Origin of the sequence: Halobacillus sp. A1, assembly GCF_024189295.1 — a bacterium.
Lineage (GTDB): Bacteria > Bacillota > Bacilli > Bacillales > Halobacillaceae > Halobacillus_A.
Genome location: NZ_JAIZEN010000009.1, coordinates 115,040 through 137,875 on the forward strand (window position 1 = coordinate 115,040; position 22,836 = coordinate 137,875).

Annotated in this window: 32 protein-coding genes; 14 read left to right on the forward strand and 18 right to left on the reverse strand. The window is 40.3% G+C overall.

Going from position 1 to position 22,836, the window contains the following annotated elements; genetic code table 11:
* Position 1: 1 nt before the first annotated feature.
* Together LF817_RS11590 and LF817_RS11595 are read right to left on the reverse strand one after the other, a co-directional pair.
* Positions 2–934: a beta-ketoacyl-ACP synthase III gene (locus LF817_RS11590; RefSeq protein WP_253935978.1), complete on the reverse strand. Its 933-nt coding sequence runs from the start codon at positions 932–934 to the stop codon at positions 2–4.
* 169 nt (positions 935–1,103) lie between these two features.
* On the reverse strand, positions 1,104–1,637 hold the full coding sequence (locus LF817_RS11595; RefSeq protein WP_253935979.1) for a hypothetical protein: 534 nt from the start codon (positions 1,635–1,637) through the stop codon (positions 1,104–1,106).
* 135 nt (positions 1,638–1,772) lie between these two features.
* On the opposite strand from LF817_RS11595, the gene LF817_RS11600 reads away from it, so the two are divergent.
* On the forward strand, positions 1,773–1,946 hold the full coding sequence (locus LF817_RS11600; RefSeq protein WP_253935980.1) for a YjzD family protein: 174 nt from the start codon (positions 1,773–1,775) through the stop codon (positions 1,944–1,946).
* Positions 1,947–2,112: 166 nt separating this feature from the next.
* Entirely contained in the window at positions 2,113–2,922 is an 810-nt protein-coding gene (locus tag LF817_RS11605) for an undecaprenyl-diphosphate phosphatase (RefSeq protein WP_253935981.1), read from the forward strand.
* Positions 2,923–3,028: 106 nt separating this feature from the next.
* On the opposite strand, the gene moaD is transcribed toward LF817_RS11605, so the two are convergent.
* From moaD to LF817_RS11630, 5 genes are all read right to left on the reverse strand, one after another.
* Positions 3,029–3,262, reverse strand: a complete 234-nt coding sequence (moaD, locus tag LF817_RS11610; RefSeq protein WP_253935982.1) for a molybdopterin converting factor subunit 1 — start codon at positions 3,260–3,262, stop codon at positions 3,029–3,031.
* Entirely contained in the window at positions 3,259–3,729 is a 471-nt protein-coding gene (locus tag LF817_RS11615) for a molybdenum cofactor biosynthesis protein MoaE (RefSeq protein WP_253936016.1), read from the reverse strand. Before LF817_RS11615 ends, moaD begins: the two co-directional genes overlap by 4 nt.
* A complete protein-coding gene (mobB, locus tag LF817_RS11620) occupies positions 3,719–4,237 on the reverse strand; it encodes a molybdopterin-guanine dinucleotide biosynthesis protein B (RefSeq protein ID WP_253935983.1) in 519 nt (172 codons plus the stop codon). The genes LF817_RS11615 and mobB overlap by 11 nt, the downstream gene beginning before the upstream one ends.
* 83 nt (positions 4,238–4,320) lie before the next feature.
* Complete coding sequence (locus tag LF817_RS11625) at positions 4,321–4,632, reverse strand: metal-sulfur cluster assembly factor (RefSeq protein ID WP_253935984.1); 312 nt, start codon at positions 4,630–4,632, stop codon at positions 4,321–4,323.
* A 71-nt stretch (positions 4,633–4,703) separates the two neighbouring features.
* Positions 4,704–5,468, reverse strand: a complete 765-nt coding sequence (locus LF817_RS11630) for an alpha/beta fold hydrolase (RefSeq protein WP_253935985.1) — start codon at positions 5,466–5,468, stop codon at positions 4,704–4,706.
* A gap of 179 nt (positions 5,469–5,647) precedes the next feature.
* On the opposite strand from LF817_RS11630, the gene LF817_RS11635 reads away from it, so the two are divergent.
* The 3 genes from LF817_RS11635 (at position 5,648) to LF817_RS11645 (ending at position 6,915) form a co-directional block, all read left to right on the forward strand.
* Positions 5,648–6,472, forward strand: a complete 825-nt coding sequence (locus LF817_RS11635; protein WP_253935986.1) for a Cof-type HAD-IIB family hydrolase — start codon at positions 5,648–5,650, stop codon at positions 6,470–6,472.
* 95 nt (positions 6,473–6,567) lie between these two features.
* Entirely contained in the window at positions 6,568–6,705 is a 138-nt protein-coding gene (locus LF817_RS11640) for a hypothetical protein (protein WP_253935987.1), read from the forward strand.
* Positions 6,706–6,915, forward strand: coding sequence for a DUF3813 domain-containing protein (locus tag LF817_RS11645; RefSeq protein ID WP_253935988.1), 210 nt, complete (start codon positions 6,706–6,708; stop codon positions 6,913–6,915).
* A 64-nt stretch (positions 6,916–6,979) separates the two neighbouring features.
* Here LF817_RS11645 and LF817_RS11650 read toward each other — a convergent pair whose 3' ends face one another.
* Both LF817_RS11650 and LF817_RS11655 read right to left on the reverse strand, forming a co-directional pair.
* Positions 6,980–7,405 (reverse strand): hypothetical protein, encoded by a 426-nt coding sequence (locus LF817_RS11650; RefSeq protein ID WP_253935989.1) that lies wholly within the window; start codon positions 7,403–7,405, stop codon positions 6,980–6,982.
* Between the two features lie 18 nt (positions 7,406–7,423).
* A complete protein-coding gene (locus LF817_RS11655) occupies positions 7,424–8,257 on the reverse strand; it encodes a DUF2785 domain-containing protein (protein WP_253935990.1) in 834 nt (277 codons plus the stop codon).
* 133 nt (positions 8,258–8,390) lie between these two features.
* Between LF817_RS11655 and LF817_RS11660 the strand changes: the two genes are divergently transcribed.
* The gene (locus LF817_RS11660) at positions 8,391–8,654 is read left to right on the forward strand and encodes a NifU N-terminal domain-containing protein (protein ID WP_253935991.1); all 264 of its coding nucleotides are present in this window, start codon (positions 8,391–8,393) and stop codon (positions 8,652–8,654) included.
* Positions 8,655–8,687: 33 nt separating this feature from the next.
* Here the strand turns inward: LF817_RS11660 and LF817_RS11665 are convergent, their stop codons facing one another.
* Both LF817_RS11665 and LF817_RS11670 read right to left on the reverse strand, forming a co-directional pair.
* Entirely contained in the window at positions 8,688–9,515 is an 828-nt protein-coding gene (locus tag LF817_RS11665; RefSeq protein WP_253935992.1) for a BsuPI-related putative proteinase inhibitor, read from the reverse strand.
* A gap of 107 nt (positions 9,516–9,622) precedes the next feature.
* Positions 9,623–10,474 carry a YitT family protein gene (locus tag LF817_RS11670; RefSeq protein WP_253935993.1) on the reverse strand — a complete coding sequence of 284 codons (852 nt, stop codon included), beginning with the start codon at positions 10,472–10,474 and terminating at the stop codon, positions 9,623–9,625.
* 191 nt (positions 10,475–10,665) lie between these two features.
* Between LF817_RS11670 and LF817_RS11675 the strand changes: the two genes are divergently transcribed.
* Positions 10,666–11,526 (forward strand): DegV family protein, encoded by an 861-nt coding sequence (locus LF817_RS11675; RefSeq protein ID WP_253935994.1) that lies wholly within the window; start codon positions 10,666–10,668, stop codon positions 11,524–11,526.
* A gap of 149 nt (positions 11,527–11,675) precedes the next feature.
* Here the strand turns inward: LF817_RS11675 and LF817_RS11680 are convergent, their stop codons facing one another.
* The 3 genes from LF817_RS11680 to LF817_RS11690 all read right to left on the reverse strand — a co-directional run bounded on the left by LF817_RS11680 (position 11,676) and on the right by LF817_RS11690 (position 16,229).
* A complete protein-coding gene (locus tag LF817_RS11680) occupies positions 11,676–13,199 on the reverse strand; it encodes an alpha-amylase family glycosyl hydrolase (RefSeq protein WP_253935995.1) in 1,524 nt (507 codons plus the stop codon).
* Positions 13,200–13,639: 440 nt separating this feature from the next.
* Positions 13,640–15,484, reverse strand: coding sequence for an asparagine synthase (glutamine-hydrolyzing) (gene asnB / locus LF817_RS11685; protein ID WP_253935996.1), 1,845 nt, complete (start codon positions 15,482–15,484; stop codon positions 13,640–13,642).
* Positions 15,485–15,869: 385 nt separating this feature from the next.
* Positions 15,870–16,229 carry a YisL family protein gene (locus tag LF817_RS11690; protein WP_253935997.1) on the reverse strand — a complete coding sequence of 120 codons (360 nt, stop codon included), beginning with the start codon at positions 16,227–16,229 and terminating at the stop codon, positions 15,870–15,872.
* A gap of 159 nt (positions 16,230–16,388) precedes the next feature.
* Between LF817_RS11690 and LF817_RS11695 the strand changes: the two genes are divergently transcribed.
* Positions 16,389–17,582 (forward strand): ornithine--oxo-acid transaminase, encoded by a 1,194-nt coding sequence (locus LF817_RS11695; protein ID WP_253935998.1) that lies wholly within the window; start codon positions 16,389–16,391, stop codon positions 17,580–17,582.
* Between the two features lie 60 nt (positions 17,583–17,642).
* On the opposite strand, the gene LF817_RS11700 is transcribed toward LF817_RS11695, so the two are convergent.
* Genes LF817_RS11700 through LF817_RS11710 form a run of 3 tightly spaced genes read right to left on the reverse strand, consistent with a single transcriptional unit; the run spans position 17,643 to position 20,538 of the window.
* Complete coding sequence (locus tag LF817_RS11700; protein ID WP_253935999.1) at positions 17,643–18,143, reverse strand: GDYXXLXY domain-containing protein; 501 nt, start codon at positions 18,141–18,143, stop codon at positions 17,643–17,645.
* Positions 18,140–19,330: a DUF2157 domain-containing protein gene (locus LF817_RS11705; RefSeq protein WP_253936000.1), complete on the reverse strand. Its 1,191-nt coding sequence runs from the start codon at positions 19,328–19,330 to the stop codon at positions 18,140–18,142. Before LF817_RS11705 ends, LF817_RS11700 begins: the two co-directional genes overlap by 4 nt.
* Before the next feature lie 14 nt (positions 19,331–19,344).
* A complete protein-coding gene (locus LF817_RS11710) occupies positions 19,345–20,538 on the reverse strand; it encodes a DUF418 domain-containing protein (RefSeq protein ID WP_253936001.1) in 1,194 nt (397 codons plus the stop codon).
* Between the two features lie 88 nt (positions 20,539–20,626).
* On the opposite strand from LF817_RS11710, the gene LF817_RS11715 reads away from it, so the two are divergent.
* The 6 genes from LF817_RS11715 to LF817_RS11740 all read left to right on the forward strand — a co-directional run bounded on the left by LF817_RS11715 (position 20,627) and on the right by LF817_RS11740 (position 22,519).
* Positions 20,627–20,845: a spore germination protein gene (locus LF817_RS11715; protein WP_253936002.1), complete on the forward strand. Its 219-nt coding sequence runs from the start codon at positions 20,627–20,629 to the stop codon at positions 20,843–20,845.
* A gap of 13 nt (positions 20,846–20,858) precedes the next feature.
* Positions 20,859–21,083, forward strand: coding sequence for a spore germination protein GerPB (locus tag LF817_RS11720; protein WP_253936003.1), 225 nt, complete (start codon positions 20,859–20,861; stop codon positions 21,081–21,083).
* 81 nt (positions 21,084–21,164) lie between these two features.
* Positions 21,165–21,689: a spore germination protein GerPC gene (gene gerPC, locus LF817_RS11725; RefSeq protein ID WP_253936004.1), complete on the forward strand. Its 525-nt coding sequence runs from the start codon at positions 21,165–21,167 to the stop codon at positions 21,687–21,689.
* The gene (locus tag LF817_RS11730) at positions 21,686–21,889 is read left to right on the forward strand and encodes a spore gernimation protein GerPD (protein ID WP_253936005.1); all 204 of its coding nucleotides are present in this window, start codon (positions 21,686–21,688) and stop codon (positions 21,887–21,889) included. The genes gerPC and LF817_RS11730 overlap by 4 nt, the downstream gene beginning before the upstream one ends.
* The gene (locus LF817_RS11735) at positions 21,882–22,250 is read left to right on the forward strand and encodes a spore germination protein GerPE (RefSeq protein ID WP_253936006.1); all 369 of its coding nucleotides are present in this window, start codon (positions 21,882–21,884) and stop codon (positions 22,248–22,250) included. The genes LF817_RS11730 and LF817_RS11735 overlap by 8 nt, the downstream gene beginning before the upstream one ends.
* 53 nt (positions 22,251–22,303) lie before the next feature.
* Positions 22,304–22,519 (forward strand): spore germination protein, encoded by a 216-nt coding sequence (locus tag LF817_RS11740; protein ID WP_253936007.1) that lies wholly within the window; start codon positions 22,304–22,306, stop codon positions 22,517–22,519.
* 31 nt (positions 22,520–22,550) lie between these two features.
* Here LF817_RS11740 and LF817_RS11745 read toward each other — a convergent pair whose 3' ends face one another.
* Entirely contained in the window at positions 22,551–22,835 is a 285-nt protein-coding gene (locus tag LF817_RS11745) for an HNH endonuclease (protein WP_253936008.1), read from the reverse strand.
* Between the last annotated feature and the right edge of the window lies 1 nt (position 22,836).

A 22,836-nucleotide genomic window follows, 5' to 3' on the forward strand; every position in this document is an offset into this window, starting at 1 on the left:
GTTACTTACCCCATCTGAGTGCAACAGCACCCCAAGTAAGGCCGCCGCCGAATCCGACGAGCACAACCAAATCGTCATCTTTGATTTTACCTTCTTTCACGTCTTCTGACAAAGCGAGTGGAATGGACGCGGAAGAAGTATTCCCATATTTGTTCACTTTTACAGACATTTTTTCCGCTGGAATACCTAACCGTTCTCTAGCAGCCTCCATAATACGAATGTTCGCCTGGTGGGGAACTAGATAATCGACGTCCTCTTCCTTCAATCCGATTTTCTTCACGACGTTAACGGAAGACTCCGGCATTTGACGTACAGCAAACTTAAATACTTCTCTCCCATTCATGTGAAGAAACTCTTCCTGATAGAGGTGTTGCAGTCCACTGCCATCTGCCCCTAGTTCAAAAGATAAGATGCCTTTACCATCACTTACCGGTCCAATGACAGCGGCACCCGCTGCATCTCCGAAAAGCACGCACGTATTACGGTCTTCCCAATTTGTGATTTTTGAAAGCTTTTCCACACCTACTACTAGTACGTTTTTATAAGCACCTGTATCGATATACTGCTTGGCTGTAATGACGCCATACATAAATCCCGCACAGGCCGCACTTATATCCATACTAGCAACTTTACGCGCACCTAATTTATGCTGAAGCATAGTAGCTACAGATGGAAACGGGTGGTCAGGTGTAACTGTGGCTACTAATATTAAGTCAATCTCCTCTGCAGTCATCTCTGCATCCTCGAGAGCATTTTTTGCCGCTCTATACGCCATATCTGAGGTATCCATATCATCCTCTGCAATACGCCGCTCTTCTATACCTGTCCGTGAACGAATCCATTCATCACTTGTATCTACAATTTTTTCCATATCTTTATTTGTCAGCACTTTTTCAGGGGCATAGTGCCCTGTACCAATGATTCCAGCGTTCATATATTCATCCCCTTAAAGGTATTATCTTATAGCAAATCTTATGACTTGGTACTAATTTTAATTCATATTCTCACAATAGGCAAGTCTTTGAACCACGCAAAAACACAGGCGCAAAAGCTCCTGTGTTTGAAAGTAAAGTATTTGTATTTTTAATCGAACTCAGTCCAGCTTATCGATTCATCGTGTGAATCAGCCAAATTCTTTCTAGCAGTTCAGACGGTTGATCAGCTTCCTGTGACCGTTGGAATGTTACATCCTTTATGTCACTTAAATTTCCTTGCTCAAAATGCTCCATTACAGGATCTAAAAAATCCTCGATGTAAACGGCATTGTTTTCCATAATCCAGAATTTAAGATCATCGATCGTTTCTATTTGTTTATCCTCCATTTCCATCCATTCACCATATAGTGGTGGTACTTCTATTTTTATTTCCTGGACTGAGGCTTTTTCTTGAAATAATATAAAGTTTTCATCTGAAACGAAAATTTGTGGATCTTCTCTGCTTGAATGACTGTGATTTTCACGTTCTTCTATTGTATTAAAGTGCTGGAAGTGACTGTTCCGCCCCACATACATATATAGTTCTTCTTTCTTCGGATGATTGATCTCATCTACCCCCACCACCTCATGACCTCTATGAAGAAGATGTCTTGCACAATGATAGCCCGACCAGTGGAAGCAGTTTAAAATGACAACTACCATACCGATGCCTCCTCCCTTATTCCTTTTATACTATTCGCCTGTACGATTATTCATGCTACTAAAGCGATTGCATATTTATTTTTTAATAACCTTCTGGTAGAATGAAAAAAGAATGTGTAAAATGAGGTGAGTAATATGCGGATGATTTGGACCGTACTTTGGGCATTTTTGTTAAGCTTTATGACAGCATACGTTGTCAGCAACATGGCAGGTACAAGCTTTTCTTTTCTACAAGTGATAATCATGACAATTTTATTCAGCGTTGCCGCAATCGTACTTGGTGAAGGTGTTATTAAGGAAGAAGCATAAGACCTTTAAGAAAACGCTGCTACCTTACCATATGTAGCAGCGTTTTTTCTATTGTTCGGAACAATCGTTTTAAAGGTGTGATATTACATAAAATTAACCGTACATATAAATAAACAGCACTTCGAATGACTGTATTTGCACGTTTAATCAAGGGGGACATGCTTTAATGGAACAACTATGGCTGATCATTAAATATTTATTTCTGGGGATATTTCAAGGCTTCACAGAGCCTATACCTATTTCATCGAGCGGGCATTTAGTCATATTACAGGACTTAATGAATTTACAAATTGAAGGTTTGCAATTTGAGGTAATGGTGAATTTCGGATCTTTAATAGCCGTACTCATCATTTATCGCGAAGATATTATACGTTTATTCAAGAATGGTATCGGTTTTGTTATTACAAGAGACGAACGTCAAAAAGATGATTTCAACTTTGTCATATACTTAGTAATCGCAACAATTCCCGCTGGGCTGATCGGGGTCCTTTTCAAGGATTCTTTTGATAGTCTGAAAGGGATGACACAGGTTGTGGGGATTACGTTAATCATTACTGGTCTTGCCCTATGGCTGATCCGGAATCTGCGCGGTAGGAAAGGCGACGGAATGTTAACGTGGAAAGATGCGCTCATCATTGGTTTTGCCCAGGCTGTCGCTCTCGTACCAGGAATAAGCCGCTCAGGAGCTACGATCGTAGCTGCTATGTTATTAGGCACTAAGCAGCAAACAGCGCTTCGCTTTTCGTTTCTATTATTTATACCCGTCAGTTTAGGGACGATGCTCCTATCTATCGGTGATTTGCTGGAGGATGATCTGGCGACTTTATGGCCAAGCTATCTTGTCGCTTTCATTGCGTCAATCATCGCTTCATACTTTTCATTAAAATGGTTTATGAACATCATGGCCGAAGGAAATCTCAAATATTTTGCCATTTACTGCTTCGTCGTAGGTGGGCTAGTTTGGATGTTCTTGTAATCAAGCTAGGATATCAACTATGAAAAAACCACAATACTAACATAGCTGACACACAAAAAAGCTGTCTCTGCTTAGGAATACATCCTAACATAGAGACAGCTTTTTATTATCCTCCGCTTACTGGCGGGATAAAAGCAATCACGTCATTTTCCTGAATAACATCGTCATTTGCCGCAAATTCTTCATTGATGGCCGTCATTGACTCATTGATTTTAGCAAGTCCGTATTCCAGAGCAACAAATTCCTTTACTTCTTTGACGCTTTTTCCTGAAACATCTAACTCAATCGATTCTTTACCTGCTTTTTCCTGAAGCGCTGCAAAAAATAAAATTTTATTCAAATTAAGTCCTCCTCTGCCGGCGTTCCTTTTCTATACGATTTTGTTTCAAGCTGATTTCCTATCCATTCTTCCCCATCTTCCCAGTGTTCTTTCTTCCAAATAGGTACGATTTCCTTAATACGCTCAATTGCATAGCGGCTGGCTTCATAAGAGTCTCCACGATGAGGTGAGGATACAGCAATCACAACTGCTATATCTTCAATTTCCAGTTTGCCGACCCTATGGGTTATCGCTGTTTTTGTTTCCGGCCAATTTTGACTGATTTCTTGACCAATTTCAGCTAATTTAGCCTCAGCCATTGCAGCGTAAGCCTGATATTCTAAGTATAATGTCCGCTTCCCTTTTGTAAATTCACGCACTGTGCCTATAAACGTATTAACAGCGCCGGCATTAGGACTGGAAACTAAGCTTACAGTTTGTTCAATTGAGATCGGTTCTTCTGTAATGGAAAACAACTTACTCACTATGGTGATCCCCTTTTATAATGGAATATAGTTCTTCGATATTCTCTGCCCAATCATGGATCGAATAGACCGGCACCGGCCAGTTAATTAAAATATTATGTTCCCAAGTTAAAACCACTTGGATATTATCCAAGTCTAAAAGCTCCAAGTCTTCACCTTTTCTAATGATCACAGCTTTCGGATACTTCGCCTTCTTATAGCCCTCCACTAATATGAGATCAGGTTCTAAGAAGCTGTACCATTTCACCATTTTTTCTAAAGAAAGTGAAGATGTCATTTGCATCTGTACTTCTTCTGCGCCTGCCACACTCGTTATAAAAGCTCCACTTTCATGAAGCCGCTCACTGTCATTAAGCCTGTGCGCTTCGTCCAAAGGAGTAGTATGACCGTGATGTTTTATAACTGCCACTCTATCCCCAAGTTGATCTCCGTAATGGATTAACTTCTCTAATGTCGACGTTTTTCCACTTTTTTTATAACCTACAACTTGAAAAATGGGAGGATATTCCACAAGTGATACTTCCCTTCTAGTACAACTTATTAGCTTATTAAAAAAACCCCCGCCGAAGTGGAAGGGGTTTTCAATTCATCAAATCAATCTGGAATACCTAGAGCAATTTTAGCGTAACGACTCATGCGGTCTTTCGTCCAAGGCGGATTCCAAACAATATTAACATTGACTTCATTGACCTCTGGCAGGTCAGCAAGACAACGTTTGACATCTTGTTCAATATGACCAGCTAATGGGCAGCCCATGGCAGTTAATGTCATTGTCACAGTAGTATTACCATTCTCATCCATATCGGCTCCGTATACAAGGCCTAAATTGACGATATCAATACCAAGTTCTGGGTCAATTACATTCTCAAGGGCGCCCATAACATTTTCTTCTAGTGCAGTATCCATAATAGTACCCCCTTCTTGTTACTTCAACTTCTATTATAAACAAAATTGCTGCGAGATTAAACCACGAACGTCTAAAGAACAATTTCCAGCCAGTTCACCATCTCATTAACCCCAAAGCGAGTGACTTTATGATCCACACCTGCCTCCCTTAAAAAACGAATGTTTTCAGGGTTTTTATACGCCCCTACAATTTCGTTGTAGAAATCATACGAATGTTCAAAAGGTACAACAGGATCTGCGTCGCCGTGCCAAAAAAATAATGGTCTCTCTCTAAGCTTATCGGAATTAGCAGAAAGATCGATACTGTGCAATGAACTATATAGAACATTCAGCTCAGTTTCCGTAATTGGAAGCTGAAGGCCAGTCTTTTCTACATCTTTAATAAGTTTCTTTGCAAAATCAACAGGTTTCGGAGAACCCATCATGACGGCTGCGGCCTGAATCCATGGATACATAGTAAGGGCTGCACTAGTCGTGACACCGCCCATTGAAGTACCTCCCACACCGAACCTTTGATTTAAAATTAGATCCCTCTGATCGAGCACGTCCTTAATATCTTGCAGATCTTTTAAATTTTGATACACTATGTCCCAAAATTTAAAACTTAGTTCTTCTTTTGATAATACATCTGTACGTTCGCCATGGTAGAGACTGTCTGGCAGTATGACACGATATCCTTTATTTGCCAACAAATAAGCCTGGGGGAGATTTTGTTCTTTAGCGGAAGTGAAACCATGGAAATATGTAAACACTGGCAGTGGCTGATCATATTTTTGAGAATCTACAATAACTAAAGACGGAATGTGTTTTAAGGTTTCGCGATAAATGCCAATCATTATTTGGTTCCCTTCTTTCAATCTTTACATGCTTCCTAAACTAATTTACATCTTATTTTGTATAATTTGCATTGTAACATTGAGAATAAAGGATGGAAAGTATTAGGTCTTTCGATTGTAATATCTTTGCAATATTGGCGTTTAATCGCTACACTGGACTATAAATGAGGTGAATTAGGATGACAAAACAACATTTAATTGCATTAGATTTGGATGGAACTTTGCTTACAGATGACAAGCAAATAAATCCACAAACAAAAGAAGTTGTGCTTGATGCGATGAATAAAGGACATGTAGTCTGTATTGCTACAGGTCGTCCACATCGAGCAAGCATCGATTTTTATAAAGAATTAGGTTTGAACACCCCTATGGTAAATTTTAACGGAGCATTGATCCACCACCCCAACAATAAACACTGGGACGCGTTACATTCTCCTTTATCTATTCGTACCGCCCATAAAATAATTCATAAATGTCATGAGCTGGGAGTCAAAAATATTCTTGCAGAGGTCAAGGATTCCATTTATTTAGACCAGCACGATGATGAAATCATGAAAATTTTCCATACAGAGGATAACAACCCTGTTACAGTCGGCAGGCTTCAGCAAAATTTAAAAAATGATCCAACTTCTCTTTTAATTCATCCTGAAGAAGAAAAAATTAAAGCTTTACGTAAAGAATTGGATACCCAGGCTGAATTTATCGAACACCGAAAATGGGGAGCTCCCTGGCATGTAATTGAAATTGTGCGTGCAGGTATGAATAAAGCGGTAGGGCTTCAGAAAATCGCTCATTATTATCATATCCCTAAGGAGCGGATCATTGCTTTTGGGGACGAAGATAATGATTTTGAGATGATTGACTATGCAGGTGTAGGCGTTGCGATGGGCAACGGTATTGATGAACTGAAAAAAATGGCAAATTACGTGGCAGGAACTAACGAAGAAAATGGCATCGGAGAATTTTTGACGGAATATTTAAAACTTAATCGTAAAGCCATGTAAGTCAATTTTTACCTTGAGTATATGTGTAGCACACAGCCATACTAAGCTTGGACGCAAAAAGCGTTCAGGCTTTTTTTATGACAGGAGGCTGTGTCATGGATAAGCAAAACAAGGAAGAAAAACGTTGGACTGAAGTTCGTCCTTTTCAAGAACGCGATATGGAACCCAAGCGGCTTTCAGATGCGAACCGTAAGGAAATAGAAGCAGACCAACATACTGTAGGAGGGTTTTAAATGGAGAATTCCCTATTTGAAAATGCACGTAACGCTGTCAATCGTATGACTAAAAATCGCAACAAAAACGGCCAAGAACCTAGTCAGCAAGATATGCAAGCAGCTAAACAAGCTATTCAATCTGCATATAGCCAGTGCTCTCAAGAAGAGAAGCAAGAGCTACAGCAGTTAGAACAAAGGCTTGAAGCTGAACACAACAGCATGCGTTAAATCATTTTAAGACCAGACTTTAATTAGTCTGGTCTTTTTTAATAACTTTAACAAAGTCAACTTTTCATGTCCGATAATAAGAAGACTTTAGAACAATTGCATAAATAGCATGGCCTATTAACCAATACGCGATAGCAGTCAGATCAAATAACCCCGGCGTCTCTTTAATGGCAAGAGCAGTCAAGGGAAAATAACTGGCTGCCGCTCCTCCTGCCAGAAGAAATGCCGCGATCCACAGCCTCTTCATTGTTACTTGAATCTTCTTCATGAAAAGGTAACAAAATAGGACACCGATTCCCCAGGAGATGATCATATGAAAGAGCCACTCTATATAAACAGGCCAATGGATGTCTCCAATCACTGGGATGAAATCTACGTTCATCAGCAAAGTATACACCTTGATTTCTGTGGCCAGCTCCACAAACCACATGTATAAACCTAGAGCTATCCCAGAGGTTGTGCCTATATACACGCCCCATTTAAACATCATTCATCCCTCGCAAGTAATTTAATAAGCTTCTTGTTTTCTAAGTTCCCTTAACAAATCTTCTAAAACGGAAGTCAGCTCATTACAACCACTCGGTTCTTCGATAATACGGAAGTATAACGCTCTTAGAAAATGCTTACTGTTATTAATAATGATTTCTTCGGCAGGATCATTCCAGCCTTTACGTTCATATATCAGAGTTTTCAGCCACTCAGCTCTTTCGTCAGGTTCAATCTTATCGAACATGGCGATTAATGCAGTAACCATCCGTTCTTCTTCATCGAATAGATAAGGCTGATCAATTAGGAATTGTTCACGGATGATAGGTAGCATATCTCTTACTTCTTGTGTAGTGATCTCTTCGCAGGAAGCAACATTATATAACGCATCTGCAGCATTGGCCATCGCATGCGCCCAGCCTTTGCCGTCAATATAGCCACGGTGGTCTTTCTCCTGCTCCATATACTTTTTTAAGTTGTCCCATACCCGATGGATTTCTTGTTCAGAAAGCAACTGGTTTTCACGGTGTTTCTTCATAATCGGGGAGATGAGTCTAACCGAAACACTTCTTCTGAATACGGCATTCTCTTCTTTATTGGACGTTTTAATTCGGTAAAAAAGGTAGTTTTTATTTAATACAGATCGCAGAATATTTTTCAGTTGTTCCGCATTGTAATAATCACGCTTTATGAAATTAGAAAAAATCATATAAATCAATTCTTCACGCAGCACAGGATCAGGTGACCCGATCTTTTGTAACATGAGCGTCGTAAGTTCTGAAAGATTCTGGTTTTCAGATAATTGATAGTCATTATCTTTTATAGGCTGCAATACATCAATTAGTCTAGTTTCCATTTCATACCTCCCTGAAATCGTTCATATTGTAACACACATTCAAGATAAAAAAGAAACGAGAAGCTGTGAGTTTAGAGTTGGTTCGTTTTCTGCTAAAATAAAAACTGAAAGAATAAGAGGAGGAATACTGAATATGGCTATTACCGTAGATGAAACACCAAATCCGAATGCACGTAAATTCACTACTGAATCAATGATTTTTCAAGGAGACGGCAGCGTGTCTGTTATGCCTGGTCAAAAAAGCGAATATGAGATCATGAACCAGCTCATGGAACTGGATGGCGTAGACAATGTCTTTGGATTCCAAAACTTCATTACCGTCAACAGACTGCCTGACGCAGATTGGGAAGTTCTAACAGCTAAAGTTGAAGGTATTCTAACAGAACACGGTTATTAAAAGAAGGCTGACCTTAAGAGTCAGCCTTCTTTATTATTGTTCATCGAAATTATCTAAGGGGACAAAATTCTCTTGTGTACGCTGTCCTTCCTCATCTTTATTGTACATCGTCATGATCAGTGCGCCTCTATTAGGCAAATCTTCTTTAGGAATAGTGACCTCTGTTTCAAAAGAGGACCACTCTGCGCCTGGATCTTCCACTTGCACGGCTTCTTCCTCTATCAGCAAGTTGTGACCATCTTCCACCATATAGAAAAACTCACCGTCTTTAGCACTCACTTCACCTGATACCGTGTAGCTTCCGTTTTCTCCTTCTAAATTCAGGTCACGGAAAGCTTCTCCATTCTCACCTTGTGATGTCTCAAGTTCTTCATCAAGCTCTTCAGCCTCTTCTGAGCCGGATGACGTTTCTCCCCCTTCACCAATTGTAATCTGTTCAGAAATTTCAAATGGTTTTGACTCAAAAGGCTGGTCATTTATAGAAGTTACAAGAAACGTCATGGTTACGTTATAATTACCTGGAGGCAAATCTTCGTTTACTGTTTCATTTGCCTCAAGTTTATCTCCAGGTTCAAGCTCATCCATAGTAAGCTGTTGGGTGAAGGCCTGACCCTCAGAATACTGATACACTTCTTCTCCATCTTGATTTTCTATGATTACATCGTATTTAAGACTGGAATTAAAACCTAGAATCACCGGTTCTTCTGCATCGTTCGTAATAGAAAATTCAGCTGTTATTCCATCTTCTTCCTCAACAACCTCAGCCTCAAAAGTGAGCTGTTCGATTAAAGCTACAACACTGCCGTCAGGCTCTTCCGAATCAGAATTGGAGGTTTCCTCTTCAGTTTCATTGTTATCCATTTCACTCTCACTAGCGTCATCGCTATTCGAGCATGCCACGAGAAAAACTGTTAATACGCCTGCGATTATGGGGTACCATTTCTTCAGTTTTTACACACCCTTTTTAATTATTTGTCATCTTTCCTGAAGAATCCAAAAATGCCTGTTGTTTGGACTATATTTGTGAAAGCTTGTGGATCTACTTCAGAAATTATACTTTGTAAGTCATATAACTCATATCTAGTTATAACCATCACCAGCATATTTTTATCTTGCTGAGTAAATGCACCTTTTGCCGGCAAGGTTGTAATTCCGCGCACCATTTGAGAATGGATCGCTTTTTCTAAATCTGCAGCCTTTGTTGTAATGATCATAGCTGTCAGTTTTTCATGACGTGTGTGAATAGCATCAATAACACGGGTTGTTACGTACAGCGTCAATAATGTGTAGAGCGCATTTTCAGGGGAATAAAGAAGTCCCGCTACAGCAATAATCAAACTATTTATGATTAAGAAATAAATTCCGATAGGACGATCTCTCATACGCGATAAAATCATCGCTACGATGTCTAGACCACCAGTAGAAGCACCCCATTTTAGTGTAATCCCTACACCAAAACCGCCGATAACACCGCCAAATACCGCATTTAGAATGATATCTTCTGATAATTGGACGACAGGGATGACTTCAAGAAATAAAGTAGTAAAACCTACAGATATAATACTATAGATTGTAAATCCTTTCCCTACTTTAAACCAGCCTAGTATAGCAACTGGTATGTTAAGTAATAGCAAAATCAAACCTGTACTTACGCCAGGTACGTTCAGAAAATCTTGAAAAATACTTGTAAGCAACTGAGCGACACCAGTAAAGCCGCTGGCGTAGACATTAGCTTCAATAAGAAATAAGTTCAGTGATAAAGCATTGAATACTGCACCTACTAGTACGATTAAGATTCGTTTAAGTTCAAAGGAAAACATGTCAACCTCCTATTCTGCATTAAGCGCTATCTATTTTTTATCACCGACACCGCCTAAAATCAAGTCCTATCTTCAGCGATTCCCAAGTTCAACGGCTTATAATCATCAAGAATGGTTAGATATCTCTTTACTAACTCCTTTCATAAGCCTACACTAAAAGGAACTAATATAATTGATTGGCAGGTGAAGATATGAACGTCAAAATTTTAACCGATTCTGCTAGTGACCTTTCATCCGAGACGTTACATAAATTCAATATTGACTGTTTACCACTCGGTGTGACGATCAATGGAAAAGAATACGAGGATGGAAAAACGATTACACCAAAACAAGTATATGAAATGATGAAAAATGGAGAAGCACCTAAAACATCTCAAGTTTCTCCTCAAGCCTTCCGAGATACTTTTCTAAGATATGTGAAAGAGGACCAGCCCTTCATTTATTTCGCATTTTCTTCTGAGCTCTCAGGGACTTATCAGACCGCTAAAATGATTGGAGAAGAAGTAAAAGAAGAATATCCTCATGCAAAATTTGAAGTTTTAGATACAGAAGCTGCCTCGTTAGGTTACGGTCTTATCATCATGAGGATCGCAGAATTAGCTGAACAAGGAAAAACATTTGAAGAAATCGTTGAGACTGGCAAGTACCATGCCGAACATATGGAACATATTTTCACTGTAGACGACCTTGAATATTTATACCGTGGTGGTCGTGTAAGTAAGACGGCTGCATTTGTAGGAAGCCTTCTTAGAATCAAACCACTGCTCCACATGGAGGATGGCAAGCTGGTCCCTTTAGAAAAAATACGGGGATCAAAAAAAGTATTAAAACGAATGGTTGAAGTTATGAAAGAACGCGGTACTGCATTGGATCAACAACGAATAGCGATCAGCCACGGAGATGACCTCGAATCGGCTGAATTGCTGGCTGAAATGATCAGAGATGAATTCGGTACGAAAGACATTCATATCGACATGATCGGGGCAGTCATCGGCGCCCATGCAGGTCCAGGTACCATCGCTTTATTTTTCCTTAACGAAGAACCTGTATAGTTACAAAAAGCTGCCTATATCGGCCTTGAGGCCTTTATAGGCAGCTTTTTTTCGGAGTTTTTAGAGTGTTTTAAACCCGAGTCTTTAAGTGACAAGTCTTCATCGATCATACCACATGCATTATAAACATATGTAACTTGTTCTCGTTTTCAATCCTTATTTTTTAAACTGATTACAATAACTGCTGTAACGAACAACAACAGTACCCCTCCGACAAATCCTATGAACAGCCAATTTAATCCTTTGTCTTCTTCAACAACAAATACATCTGCTGTTTCTCGTTCCATCCCAAGCTTATAAACACCTTCTCCGTTTTGCCTTACGACACCATCCTCTAAAAGACCGCGCATTTGCTGGTCATCCGGCAGCTCAGTCAAATCCACCGCCTGTGTCCTCGGGGAGTTATTCATAGCGATAACCATCGTTTCTTCCTTATAAACCCTTTTAATAACAGCTAATCCATCACTATTGAATAATTCTTCATAAGTCCCTCTTCTCAGGGCCGGGAACTCTTCTCTCATCGAGTTCAACTTCTCTATGTGCTGTTTTAATTCTTCATCTCCGCCTTTGAAATTCATCATTTTAAGATTATCAGGAGTTTCACCTCCATCTAGTGGAACCTCACTTCCATAGGTCAGAATGGGATACCCTGGAGAAGTGAACATATGAGTCAAGGCAAGTTTCCAGCGGGTCAAGGGATTGCCCCCCTCTTCCACTGCGACTCTCGTAAATCTTTTTGTACTAGGATCATCCAAATAATGACCAAGCAGTTCAGGATTCTCAAAATTCTGTAGGCTGGACTGCCAAACTTTAAATAATGAATCTAGAGAGGCATCTGAATGGTTAAAGGAACCCGAAGCAGCTTCATAAAACGGATCATTAACGAAACTGTCTATTCCAGCCGATTCGTAAGCCCCTATGTCATCAGGGTCTTCTACATTAAGATCACCTATTAACATGAAATCATCATCTAATAATTTCAAGGATTCATTGAATATGGATAAAAACTCCTTAGAGACTTGATTTATAGAACTGAGCCTGAATCCATCCACACCCGTTTCTTCCTTCCAAAATTGAGCCGCTTCCGTTAATTGGCTTTGCACCTCGGGATGTTCGGTATTCAAACGGGGCAAATTAGAAAGCCAAGTATTTTCCACCCTTGCCACATCATTTTCTTCCATAGCTTCTGAATCAAGATATTTGTCCTCTTGCCCGCTTTCTTCTAGCCACGGATGCTCATTTCCTGTATGACTGACCACAAATTCAAAAATTACTTTAAGATCACGGTTGTGAGCTTCCTCTACAAGCCTTTGTGCATCTTCTATCGTTCCAAAATGCTCCTGAACTTGCATAAAATCTTCTATCCAATATCCATGATAGCCTTCTTCCGTATTTTTCATAATCGGACTTAACATAATAGAAGTAAAACCCATTTCTTCTATGTAATCAAGCTGGTCTATAACACCTTGCAGGTCGCCGCCATGGTAAGCTTCAGGGTTATCCTTATCCACCTCGTAATCGTTTTCAGTATTTCCGTTCATAAAACGATCGACCATAATATAATACATACTTTCGTCTTGCCATCTTCGTTCTTCTTTTTCAACGGCTTCAATTTCAAAGGCGTAAAAAAGAAGAAACGGAATGAACATGAGAACTATAGTAAATTTTCTCATCTCCCGCTCCCCCTTATTCTATAACATCCACCTTTAAGGTTAGCCCTTTGTACCTCCACCCGTCAATCTAGAAATGAAATCTCTTTGTAATGTTTAATGATCGTTCATTTTAGAACGGAGAAGCAGAAACTCCCTTGTACCCACGTTTGCAAAATAATTCAACCGGTTGTTTTAGAAAAACTAACTATCCAATAGGCTTTTCATTTCCATAAAAGTAAGCTAGAAATGAACCCTTTTCGCAAAAAGTAGCGTCTTCTTTATCCCGCGCTCCCACGGAAAGGGAGTGATTTCCCGGAGCTCTTACCTCTGTTAAACATAACGGAAACAGTCCAAACATCTCGAAACTGAGTCTTCCACTATAGGGAGTTTATATGAATATCAACACGGAACTTAAACAAAGCCATTATGTAATAAAACCGCACTCTAAGAGCGCGGTCAAATTAGTTTATTTTTATTCGATAAACAGTCAGCCAATAGTTGATTTGGCATAAGTGGGCAATTAATTGAGGTCCCGTCATTAACTGGCCGAACCATGGGGTGTTAATCGCTTTACCTTCAGATTCATTTAATTGCTCAAGAGCTTTTCGATCAAATAAATTGAATATCGGTGCATTAGGCTGGCTGAGTATTTCTTTCATCCAAACCGTTACTGCTTTCGTATAGTCGGGGTGGAAAGTTTTTGGATAAGGATTTTTCTTCCGGTGCAATACTTTATCAGGCAAAATGCCATATAAAGCCTGACGTAATAATCCCTTTTCCTGATTACCAAAATGCTTCATTTCCCAGGGAATATTATAAGCATATTCCACAATCCTATGATCACTGAACGGAACTCTCACTTCAAGACTCGCTCCCATACTCATTCGGTCTTTCCGTTCCAGAAGCGTTTGCATGAACCAGTTCATGTTCAAGTAAAGCATTTGACGATGTTTCGAAGCCGATTCCTTTTCCCCATCCAGCAGTGGAGCTTCCCCAATAGAATTTTGGTATCTTTTGAGCATATAATTTTCTAAATCAAATCGTTGAACGACATCTTCTCTAACCAGATTTTCCCTCTCCGAGATTGACCGTATCCAGGGGAAACCCTTTCGATCACGGTCTTCTTTGCGATAAAACCATGGATACCCTCCAAATATTTCGTCAGCACACTCTCCTGATAGAGCAACGGTTACGTGGTTTTTTATTTTTTCACAAAACCATAGAAGAGATGAATCTACATCGGCCATTCCTGGCAAATCTCGCAATTCGACTGATCTTTGCAACCTTGAAACTAAATCTTCAACACTTGCTTCCAACGTGAAATGCTTTGTCTTGTGCTCTTTTTGTACTAGCTGAATGTAAGTTAGATCGCGATCCGGTTGAAATGCATTAGATTTAAAAAACTTTTCTTGTTCTTCGTAATCGATAGAGAAGGTTTTTAAATTACCTAAATTCTCTTTCTTGTAATAATTTGCGGCTATGCTTGTAATTGCGCTGGAGTCGACTCCTCCTGAAAGAAAGGTTCCTAGCTTTACATCACTGACAAGCTGTCTCTGTACTGCATCAGTAAACAAATCCCTGACTCGTTCTACGGTCTCTTCCCACGTATCCTTATGTTCACGGCTTTCTACATTCCAATACCGCTTTTCTTTGAAAACTCCCGCACTCCATGTAGCATAGAACCCTGGCCTCACTTCATGGATACCATCAAAAACCCCATTTCCCGGCGTACGAGATGGTCCTAAAGTAAGAACTTCTAAAATCCCTTGCTCTGATATACTGGCGTCTTTTTCTGGATGGGCAAGCAGCGCTTTTATCTCTGAAGCAAATGTAAGTCCGCCATTTTGTTCATTGTAGAATAGCGGTTTTACACCGAGCCTATCTCTTGCAATGAATAAACACTGCTTATTCACTTCCCAAACACTGAAAGCAAAAATGCCATTGAATTTCTGGACGCATTGTTCTCCCCACTCTATATAACTAAGAAGGACGACCTCAGTATCGGAGTGGCCTTGAAAAGTCCAGCCTTTGGCTTTCAATAACTTGCGCACGTCTTCTGTATTATATAGTTCGCCGTTATAGCACAGAATATATTCTTCCCCATTCGCTTGACGTACCATTGGCTGGACGCCGCCTTTGGGATCGACCACTATCAGTCGCTGATGTCCAAATCCAGCCTGCTCCCTCACCCACTTTTTATAAGCATCTGGTCCTCTATGTTCAATAGTCTTAGCCATTTGATCCACTATCGACGAGCGTTCCTCTTCTCTTGCAGGAGACCCCACCCAACCTACAAATCCACACATAACATGTCACCATCCCTTTTACTTTAGAACCCTTAACTATAACTGTGAAAGATAAGAGCAAAAAAAGCATCGTAATAAACGTTATGAAAGATGACAAGACTTTTATGTGGTTTTTTTACGTAAAGACTTAAAATTGTCAACCTGTTGAATCGAATATGTGTCAATCGCAGATGAAGGAATGGCTTAATATATCCACTAATATATAAAGAGAATCATGCATCATAATTTTTCAAAAAAATTATGTTGACTTTGCGAGTGAGAATGATTATCATTTTAATTGATAAGAGTTATCACTCGCTCCCCCAATAGCGGTGATACAAGAGCCATACAAATACCCCTTTTTTCATAAAAAAACCTGCATGTCCAAGACATGCAGGTTCCTTTTTTATGCAGGCAGTATCCCCATCGGCAAGAAACCGAATCCAAGTACGATAGCAATAATCGCCGCTATTAGAAGCTGAGCCCACCATACTCCCACCGGCTTTTTCTTCTTGAACTTGATGGTAATCATTTCCATCGCAGCAATCACCCATAGCCCTACGAGAACTTTAATGATGATCAAAGGTCCATACGTGGCGTAGCTTGCGAACAGTGAACCCCCTGAATATAAAATGAGTAAATAATCGGCTCGCAAAATCATGTGAGATATTTTCGCTGCTTTTTCATTTCCGCTTCTTGTAAACGTTGTGGCTAGTCCTACGAGAACGAAAGCAATTACCCAAGAGGTAATATGTAAATGCGACATGACCCTTCCTCCTTATACATAAATCTACCTTAATAATACCATGTGAGTTTCATATTTTCCTATAATAAGCTTGAACTTCAATTTTTGAATTAGTAAGAAAATTGTTACAAAACCTGTTATACTGGACGTGGAGTTTTCAAATGTAATTGGAGGGATATCATGACTATAAATAGCCAGGAAATTATTGATCAAACACAGGAATATGGTGCTAAAAACTATCACCCCTTACCGATTGTAATATCAAGAGCTGAGGGAGTATGGGTGGAGGATCCTGAAGGTAACCGGTATATGGATATGCTTAGCGCGTACTCAGCAGTGAACCAGGGCCATCGTCACCCTAAAATCATACAGGCTCTCCAGGATCAGGCATCTCGCGTGACTCTTACCTCTCGTGCTTTCCATAACGACCAGCTCGGTCCATGGTATGAGAAAGTATGTAAATTAACTAATAAAGAAATGGCTCTTCCCATGAATACAGGGGTAGAAGCAGTTGAAACGGCGATCAAAGCGACAAGACGCTGGGCGTACGATGTAAAAGGCGTTCCAGACGGCCAGGCTGAAATCATCGCTTGTGTAGGCAACTTCCACGGCCGTACACTTACTGCAGTGTCTTTATCTTCAGAGGAGGAATACAAACGTGGTTTCGGCCCATTGCTCCCTGGAATTAAAGTCATTCCTTACGGTGATATTGAAGCTCTTAAGGAAGCGATCAATGAAAACACAGCAGGTTTTCTATTTGAACCGATTCAGGGTGAAGCTGGCATCGTTATGCCTCCTGAAGGATTCCTAAAAGAAGCATATGAGCTTTGTCAAAAGGAGAATGTCCTTTATATTGCAGATGAAATCCAGGCAGGACTGGGCCGCAGTGGTAAGATGTTCGCCTGTGACTGGGAAGGTGTTTCACCAGATGTACTAATTTTAGGGAAAGCACTTGGAGGCGGAGTCTTCCCGATCTCGTGTGTTGTAGCCAACAAAGATGTGCTGGGAGTTTTTAATCCAGGCTCCCACGGCTCCACATTCGGAGGAAATCCGCTGGCTTGTGCAGTATCAGTCGCTGCGCTAGATGTCATTGAAGAAGAAAAGCTTGCCGAACGCTCCTTAGAATTAGGAACTTACATGAAAGAAGAACTTCAATCCATTGATAATCCTAAAATCAAAGAAATTCGCGGCAGAGGGTTGTTTATCGGCGTAGAAATGACGGTGCCTGCCCGCTCATATTGTGAACAATTAAAAGAAAAAGGACTTTTGTGTAAAGAAACACATGAGAATGTGATTCGTTTCGCTCCACCTCTGACGATTGATAAATCAGATTTAGACTGGGCAATTGAGCAAATTAAAGATGTTTTAAAATAAAGAAGTTCGGCTGAGGCCGAACTTCTTTATTTTATACTCGACATGATTTGAACTTCATCGTCATTCTAAGGATATGATTTTTTTCTGACCCCACGGGGCTACTACGATCTCAGCCGTCGCATCGCCTGCCTGCTCAATAGTATTCCCAGTGCCTTCTTCGATGAAATAACGGTCCAATCCAATATTCACTTGATAAGTGTCAGTTTGTTGATTATGCCATTCAAACTTTGCTTTTAACTCAACTTGGCCCGCCTTAGCACGCTCGGATTGAGGAGAAGCCTTTACTAATTCGTAGTAACCAGAACCCTGTTCTTCTACCGTGATGAATACGGTATCTCCACGAGCTGGCTCCTTCTTATCTTCCCACATTTCAACAGGGATATCTTCAATACTATAACGAACCGTGACGTAATCTCCGTAAAATGGATCGCGGGGATCTAGAGGTTCTGTTTCTAATACGATCGTGTCACCAAAACGGTCCATTGCATAGTATGACCCCCCCATTCCCATCAAAAAAATAACTTGCAGAGCTACTGCCGTATAAAACAGCCACCGATTCATGAATGCTCACCCTCTCTTCTCACCTGGCGTCTTTTCCTCTCTAAAAAGAAACTTAAGACAAATAAAAGACAGCCTCCTGTGAAGAAAAATATCGATCGATCCATGAATGCCCAAGCCAGTTGAAAATAAGCGATCAACGTCGTCAATAGAAATGCAAATGTTCCTTTCGCCACCCACTCTGAATGCTCTTTCCTATAGCCTGCAATCAGCCACCCGAGGGAGTACCCGAATAATAGGAGCAAAGAAAGAAGGTCTCCTTCTCCTATTCGAAAAACAGGTATAAATAAAACAAGATCAATCCAATTGAACTTCGTGGATTCGATGGCTGATTGGATGACCGCATATAGGAATAGCAGCGACCATCCCAAGAAAAACAAATTCGAATATTCAACCGTTTCACTCCCGCGACCTAATAGGAATACTTGAAAGATATCTACTATAAAAATGGCCATTACAGCCACTGAACCGAATGATTTCAAGTGAATTTGACCATAAGGGAGATGGCTGACGATATAGAGAATAAGAAATAACAAGATCAGCCAATAGTATGACCATCCATATGCAAACACGAACACAAGCGATTGAATGACATAACTGACAGCAAACAAAATTGTAAGTAAACGATCCCCTTTTACAAATAAAACCCAACCTAGACCGAGGAATAATATGCCTAAAGGAATATAAAAATCTTGATAGACGCTTCCGCTATAAATTTGTCCAGCTGTTATAAGTATTATTGCGGCCAGGAATAAAAGCGATTCCCAAAAAACAAGAAGCAGGACAAAGGCAGCGGCAGCCCAGATAAAAAACGGAAATGCACTGAACGAAGTGTAATTATACATTTGGCCTGTCAAAAATATCCCTGCACCAAATACACACAGAGCAATGATAATTAAACTCAACCCAACAGATTTCGAACGATTTCGATAGAGGAAACCACCTGTCAAATAGAAAGCGAGCAGGAAAAAAATAATGATGGCAAGCTTTACAATATCTGATAAGGCCGACCAATTGGAAGCAATGAAAGTCAGAAATCCCAGACCAATGAATAACGCAGCGAAAGTCAGCAATATAGGATGACCGGGGGTATGACTATAGCGTTTTAAAATCTGATCTCTTTGAGAAAAAGTGATGGTTCCATCCTTCACCCACTTCTCAGACTCTTTTTCTAACTGTCTCCTTTTCATTTTGACCCTCTCCTTTAATAAGAAGCCTGCCTTGTTGAACGCTTTAAAGGCTGTTTTTTTCTGTACGTCAAAGTTCGCCACAACCATTCCAGCGGACCATAACGGTATTTTCTTAGCCAGGCTTTACTCCCGGCCACTTGCATACTAAAAATGATCAGCACTATAAGGACACTCAGAAGCGGTGTAACTTCCCCATACCAGCCGAGCCCGACAGAGTAGAATAAAAAGAAGCTGATGACGGATTGTAAGATGTAATTCGACAGCGACATCCTTCCGACAAAAGTTAAAGGATAAATAATTTTTCTGCCAAAAGAGGTTCTAAAAGCCAGCGTAATGGATAATACGTAAAATACTGCGGATGCTGACCCTCCAATATTGTCTTGTAAAAGTTGAAACCATTCTGGATTCCCAATCACATATGGGCCAGCTTTAAATAATATAAATAAACCCCCTGTAACTACCCACCACTTTTTTATTGAAGTAAGATGTACTTCAGGCTCATGCAGCCACCTTCTTTTAGCAATATATGCTCCAATTAAAAACATAGGTATTAAAGATAAAGCAAGCAAAGGGATCGTCCCGGCATTATTGCTGTAAGTCCAGTCAGTTAAGTTTTGCTGCCAGATATCCATTAGGTTTCCTTCCCCATAATTTCTAATCGCTTCCTCTGCAGGCTGGCTGTTGCCTAATGCGCCTAATGAATCTCGAAGAGCATATAAACCAAGGGTCAGGGGAATCACTAGCACGCCCAACATACTAAAAGCTGAAATAAGAAGCGTAGCTGGTTTGACGTTAAAGAAAGCGAACAATATAAATCCAAATACTCCATAGGATAGAAGTATATCACCATGCCATATAAGAAAAGCGTGTACCGCTCCAAATCCAATCAGGATAAGCAATCGTCTGAAGATGATGGGACGATAGTTCATATTCTTTAATTCCAGGCGTTCTTTCATCATGAATATTCCAAATCCGAACATTAGGGAGAAGAGTGTATAAAAGCTGGCTTGAAAAAAGATATCTATAAAGGTCTGTACAGCCCGGCTCGTTGTAGATGTCCAGACGAACTCTTCACCTCCATATAAGAAATAAGGCGCGTTAAACGCAGGGACGTTTACCATGAATATCCCTAAAATCGCCAACCCTCGTGCAGCGTCTATCCAACTCAGTCTTTCTTTATCTTGCAGCGGCGATGCTTGTGGTTCCATGCCGAACTCCCCCTTATTACTTTTCATTTTACTTTTAATACGAAAATTACACAATGTGGTTTCATATAGATGAAGAAAGGAGAACCCCATGCCTGCTACCGTCGGTTTTGTAAAAGTGATTTCCATATCTTCAGCAGCTGTTTTCAATATCGGTGATGTGTATAGCATAGCTCCTCAAGCCACCGCAAAAACTTACGCAGGAGGCGGGTCATTTAATACAGGCGATGGAATACGGGTGCAATTGAACAAGGCTAATACGTATATCAATGATCAAGAGGTTGTGGATCAGCCAAACTATTCCCCATAAGGAGAGGTTATTGATGAACTTGACCGTTTACCAGACGATTTCAATTCGCTTTTTGAAAATCGGTACCGTCGCTAACTCTTCCATCGTCCAAATTGGCAGTTCAGGGGTGATTCAGGCCCAGGCAGACTTATATAATACTGGAGGATTCACCGGACCGGCTAAAGAGCCAGAACCTATAGACGGAGAAATAAGTTTTCCTGAAACGGACTCCTCTCCACTAGTGCCTCTCACAATTTAAGGACAAATATTAAACCCTTGGTGCATAGACTGTAACGTATAACTTCCTTTATAGCTCAGGAAAGGGGTGAATTTCATACTCATGGATAACTATTATTCTTGGAACGCATGGATGCAGCAGATGATGGAACAAATGAAGGAACAGCAAAAAATAATCGATCAACTCACCCAAAAAATTGAAAAACTTCAATCATCAGATCAGCGTAAGACGGTGATTGAGAAAATCGAATACCATTTCGACCAGTTGAAAATAGAAACCTTGGAGGGAACATTGCAAATTGGTTTGTCTCCTCAAGGTATCGCCGAATCAGAAATTGAAGATTTATATAAAGGACAAACCAATGATCAACACTTAAATAATCTGATGACCTCTCACGTTCCTAAACATATTGATGAGTATGTAAGAATTCACAATCTTCCTTTATCGAGCGAACATCGCGAAAAAATAATTTCCGACATTAATAAACAGTTACCTGAACGTTTTCAACAGTACCAGAGGCAGCATCCCGACCTGAATGTTCATGACATTGTCGACCGGCTATCGGAAGAAGTACAATCTTCTGTTGTTCAATATTTAAATAATTATAAAAGGGAGGATACACCATGAATCATACCGTTCATAACTACGGACTTCACGTTGGAAATATTCGTGTCAGCAGTGTTACTACCTCTTCTGTATTTTTGATTGGTGACAACAAAACGATCCGCTTACGTTCCTTCTTTGATACTCCGCCTGAATCTTTGATCATCGGTCCATTTGTTCCTTTAGAAGCCGAAGGAGAAGTAGAGATGGTCCCCGATGAATAGCCGAATGGTAGAACTGGATTATATTGACGTCCTTGCCATTTCGATAGGATCTGGATTTCTAATCGGTGACGTGAGCCGTTCCAATTCGCATGCGAGAGTTATTGCTGTTCAAGAAGAAACTCTAACCATCTCAGATAAAGTAGATTTTGATGATTTCTCCATCTTTCACCGTGAATTGTCCCCTCCCCGTCCTTCAATAGCCATCAAGTCTTCTTTCTGCAGCCATCACCCCGTTATTAATGTTCAATCTATGCATGTAAAAGGTATTTCAACAGCAGGTCTGGTTCAAGTTGGCGGCGTAAATCATATTGAAGGGGAATCAAGACTTAAACACGTTCGAATATTGAATGAGGAACAATAACTTCACAGATCTCATAAGCTGTAGAAGTATATAGATTAAGGAGGGCTAAAATTATGCCATCCATAGTGGGTCCACTAAGAATAAACAGCATTAGCGGAGGAGTAGTTAATTTCGGTGATTCTTTTTATGTCTCACCTAAGAGTTCCTCAAAAACCGCTAACGGAGCAGGTTCATCAAATACAGGTGATTTTATAGCAACGAACAATGGTTTCAGTAATACGTCGGCTATCGACCCAGATGTCAATGACCAGAATGTCGGTGGAGCATAAATGAAAGGGGATGGCAGGCAGCCATCCCCTTTCATCTTTTCTTTTGATTGGATTTCCGTGTAGTGATTCTTTTATTTGGATCTTGTTTTTTTATCCACCTTAAATATTTTTTCATATCCAGGTGATCCGCCAGCCGTTCTAAAGAATGATAGAAACCCGCTAGCTCCTGATTTGTAAAAAGTGCATGAATTTGACGATGACAAGGCTTGCAAAGAAGAGCAGTTGGTCCATCGACGCCTCCGTATTCTTTTGGAACGAGATGATGAACATTCGTTTCCACTAAAGCTCTTCTACATAATTCACACGTATCAACCACA

What these genes read in the sequence shown, in the direction of transcription:
- LF817_RS11590 (WP_253935978.1), bottom strand. Translation starts at nt 934, where the DNA reads ATGAACGCTGGAATCATTGGTACAGGGCACTATGCCCCTGAAAAAGTG.
- LF817_RS11650 (WP_253935989.1), bottom strand. Translation starts at nt 7,405, where the DNA reads ATGATGTTTAAATGGGGCGTGTATATAGGCACAACCTCTGGGATAGCT.
- LF817_RS11645 (WP_253935988.1), top strand. Translation starts at nt 6,706, where the DNA reads ATGGAGAATTCCCTATTTGAAAATGCACGTAACGCTGTCAATCGTATG.
- LF817_RS11690 (WP_253935997.1), bottom strand. Translation starts at nt 16,229, where the DNA reads ATGTCGCATTTACATATTACCTCTTGGGTAATTGCTTTCGTTCTCGTA.
- LF817_RS11700 (WP_253935999.1), bottom strand. Translation starts at nt 18,143, where the DNA reads ATGAATCGGTGGCTGTTTTATACGGCAGTAGCTCTGCAAGTTATTTTT.
- LF817_RS11665 (WP_253935992.1), bottom strand. Translation starts at nt 9,515, where the DNA reads ATGGATAACAATGAAACTGAAGAGGAAACCTCCAATTCTGATTCGGAA.
- LF817_RS11605 (WP_253935981.1), top strand. Translation starts at nt 2,113, where the DNA reads ATGGAACAACTATGGCTGATCATTAAATATTTATTTCTGGGGATATTT.
- LF817_RS11595 (WP_253935979.1), bottom strand. Translation starts at nt 1,637, where the DNA reads ATGGTAGTTGTCATTTTAAACTGCTTCCACTGGTCGGGCTATCATTGT.
- LF817_RS11640 (WP_253935987.1), top strand. Translation starts at nt 6,568, where the DNA reads ATGGATAAGCAAAACAAGGAAGAAAAACGTTGGACTGAAGTTCGTCCT.
- gerPC (WP_253936004.1), top strand. Translation starts at nt 21,165, where the DNA reads ATGGATAACTATTATTCTTGGAACGCATGGATGCAGCAGATGATGGAA.
- LF817_RS11705 (WP_253936000.1), bottom strand. Translation starts at nt 19,330, where the DNA reads ATGAAAAGGAGACAGTTAGAAAAAGAGTCTGAGAAGTGGGTGAAGGAT.
- LF817_RS11720 (WP_253936003.1), top strand. Translation starts at nt 20,859, where the DNA reads ATGAACTTGACCGTTTACCAGACGATTTCAATTCGCTTTTTGAAAATC.
- LF817_RS11695 (WP_253935998.1), top strand. Translation starts at nt 16,389, where the DNA reads ATGACTATAAATAGCCAGGAAATTATTGATCAAACACAGGAATATGGT.
- LF817_RS11730 (WP_253936005.1), top strand. Translation starts at nt 21,686, where the DNA reads ATGAATCATACCGTTCATAACTACGGACTTCACGTTGGAAATATTCGT.
- LF817_RS11600 (WP_253935980.1), top strand. Translation starts at nt 1,773, where the DNA reads ATGCGGATGATTTGGACCGTACTTTGGGCATTTTTGTTAAGCTTTATG.
- LF817_RS11655 (WP_253935990.1), bottom strand. Translation starts at nt 8,257, where the DNA reads ATGGAAACTAGACTAATTGATGTATTGCAGCCTATAAAAGATAATGAC.
- LF817_RS11670 (WP_253935993.1), bottom strand. Translation starts at nt 10,474, where the DNA reads ATGTTTTCCTTTGAACTTAAACGAATCTTAATCGTACTAGTAGGTGCA.
- LF817_RS11630 (WP_253935985.1), bottom strand. Translation starts at nt 5,468, where the DNA reads ATGATTGGCATTTATCGCGAAACCTTAAAACACATTCCGTCTTTAGTT.
- LF817_RS11675 (WP_253935994.1), top strand. Translation starts at nt 10,666, where the DNA reads ATGAACGTCAAAATTTTAACCGATTCTGCTAGTGACCTTTCATCCGAG.
- LF817_RS11710 (WP_253936001.1), bottom strand. Translation starts at nt 20,538, where the DNA reads ATGGAACCACAAGCATCGCCGCTGCAAGATAAAGAAAGACTGAGTTGG.
- LF817_RS11740 (WP_253936007.1), top strand. Translation starts at nt 22,304, where the DNA reads ATGCCATCCATAGTGGGTCCACTAAGAATAAACAGCATTAGCGGAGGA.
- LF817_RS11735 (WP_253936006.1), top strand. Translation starts at nt 21,882, where the DNA reads ATGAATAGCCGAATGGTAGAACTGGATTATATTGACGTCCTTGCCATT.
- LF817_RS11680 (WP_253935995.1), bottom strand. Translation starts at nt 13,199, where the DNA reads ATGAGAAAATTTACTATAGTTCTCATGTTCATTCCGTTTCTTCTTTTT.
- LF817_RS11715 (WP_253936002.1), top strand. Translation starts at nt 20,627, where the DNA reads ATGCCTGCTACCGTCGGTTTTGTAAAAGTGATTTCCATATCTTCAGCA.
- LF817_RS11625 (WP_253935984.1), bottom strand. Translation starts at nt 4,632, where the DNA reads ATGGATACTGCACTAGAAGAAAATGTTATGGGCGCCCTTGAGAATGTA.
- LF817_RS11635 (WP_253935986.1), top strand. Translation starts at nt 5,648, where the DNA reads ATGACAAAACAACATTTAATTGCATTAGATTTGGATGGAACTTTGCTT.
- asnB (WP_253935996.1), bottom strand. Translation starts at nt 15,484, where the DNA reads ATGTGTGGATTTGTAGGTTGGGTGGGGTCTCCTGCAAGAGAAGAGGAA.
- LF817_RS11660 (WP_253935991.1), top strand. Translation starts at nt 8,391, where the DNA reads ATGGCTATTACCGTAGATGAAACACCAAATCCGAATGCACGTAAATTC.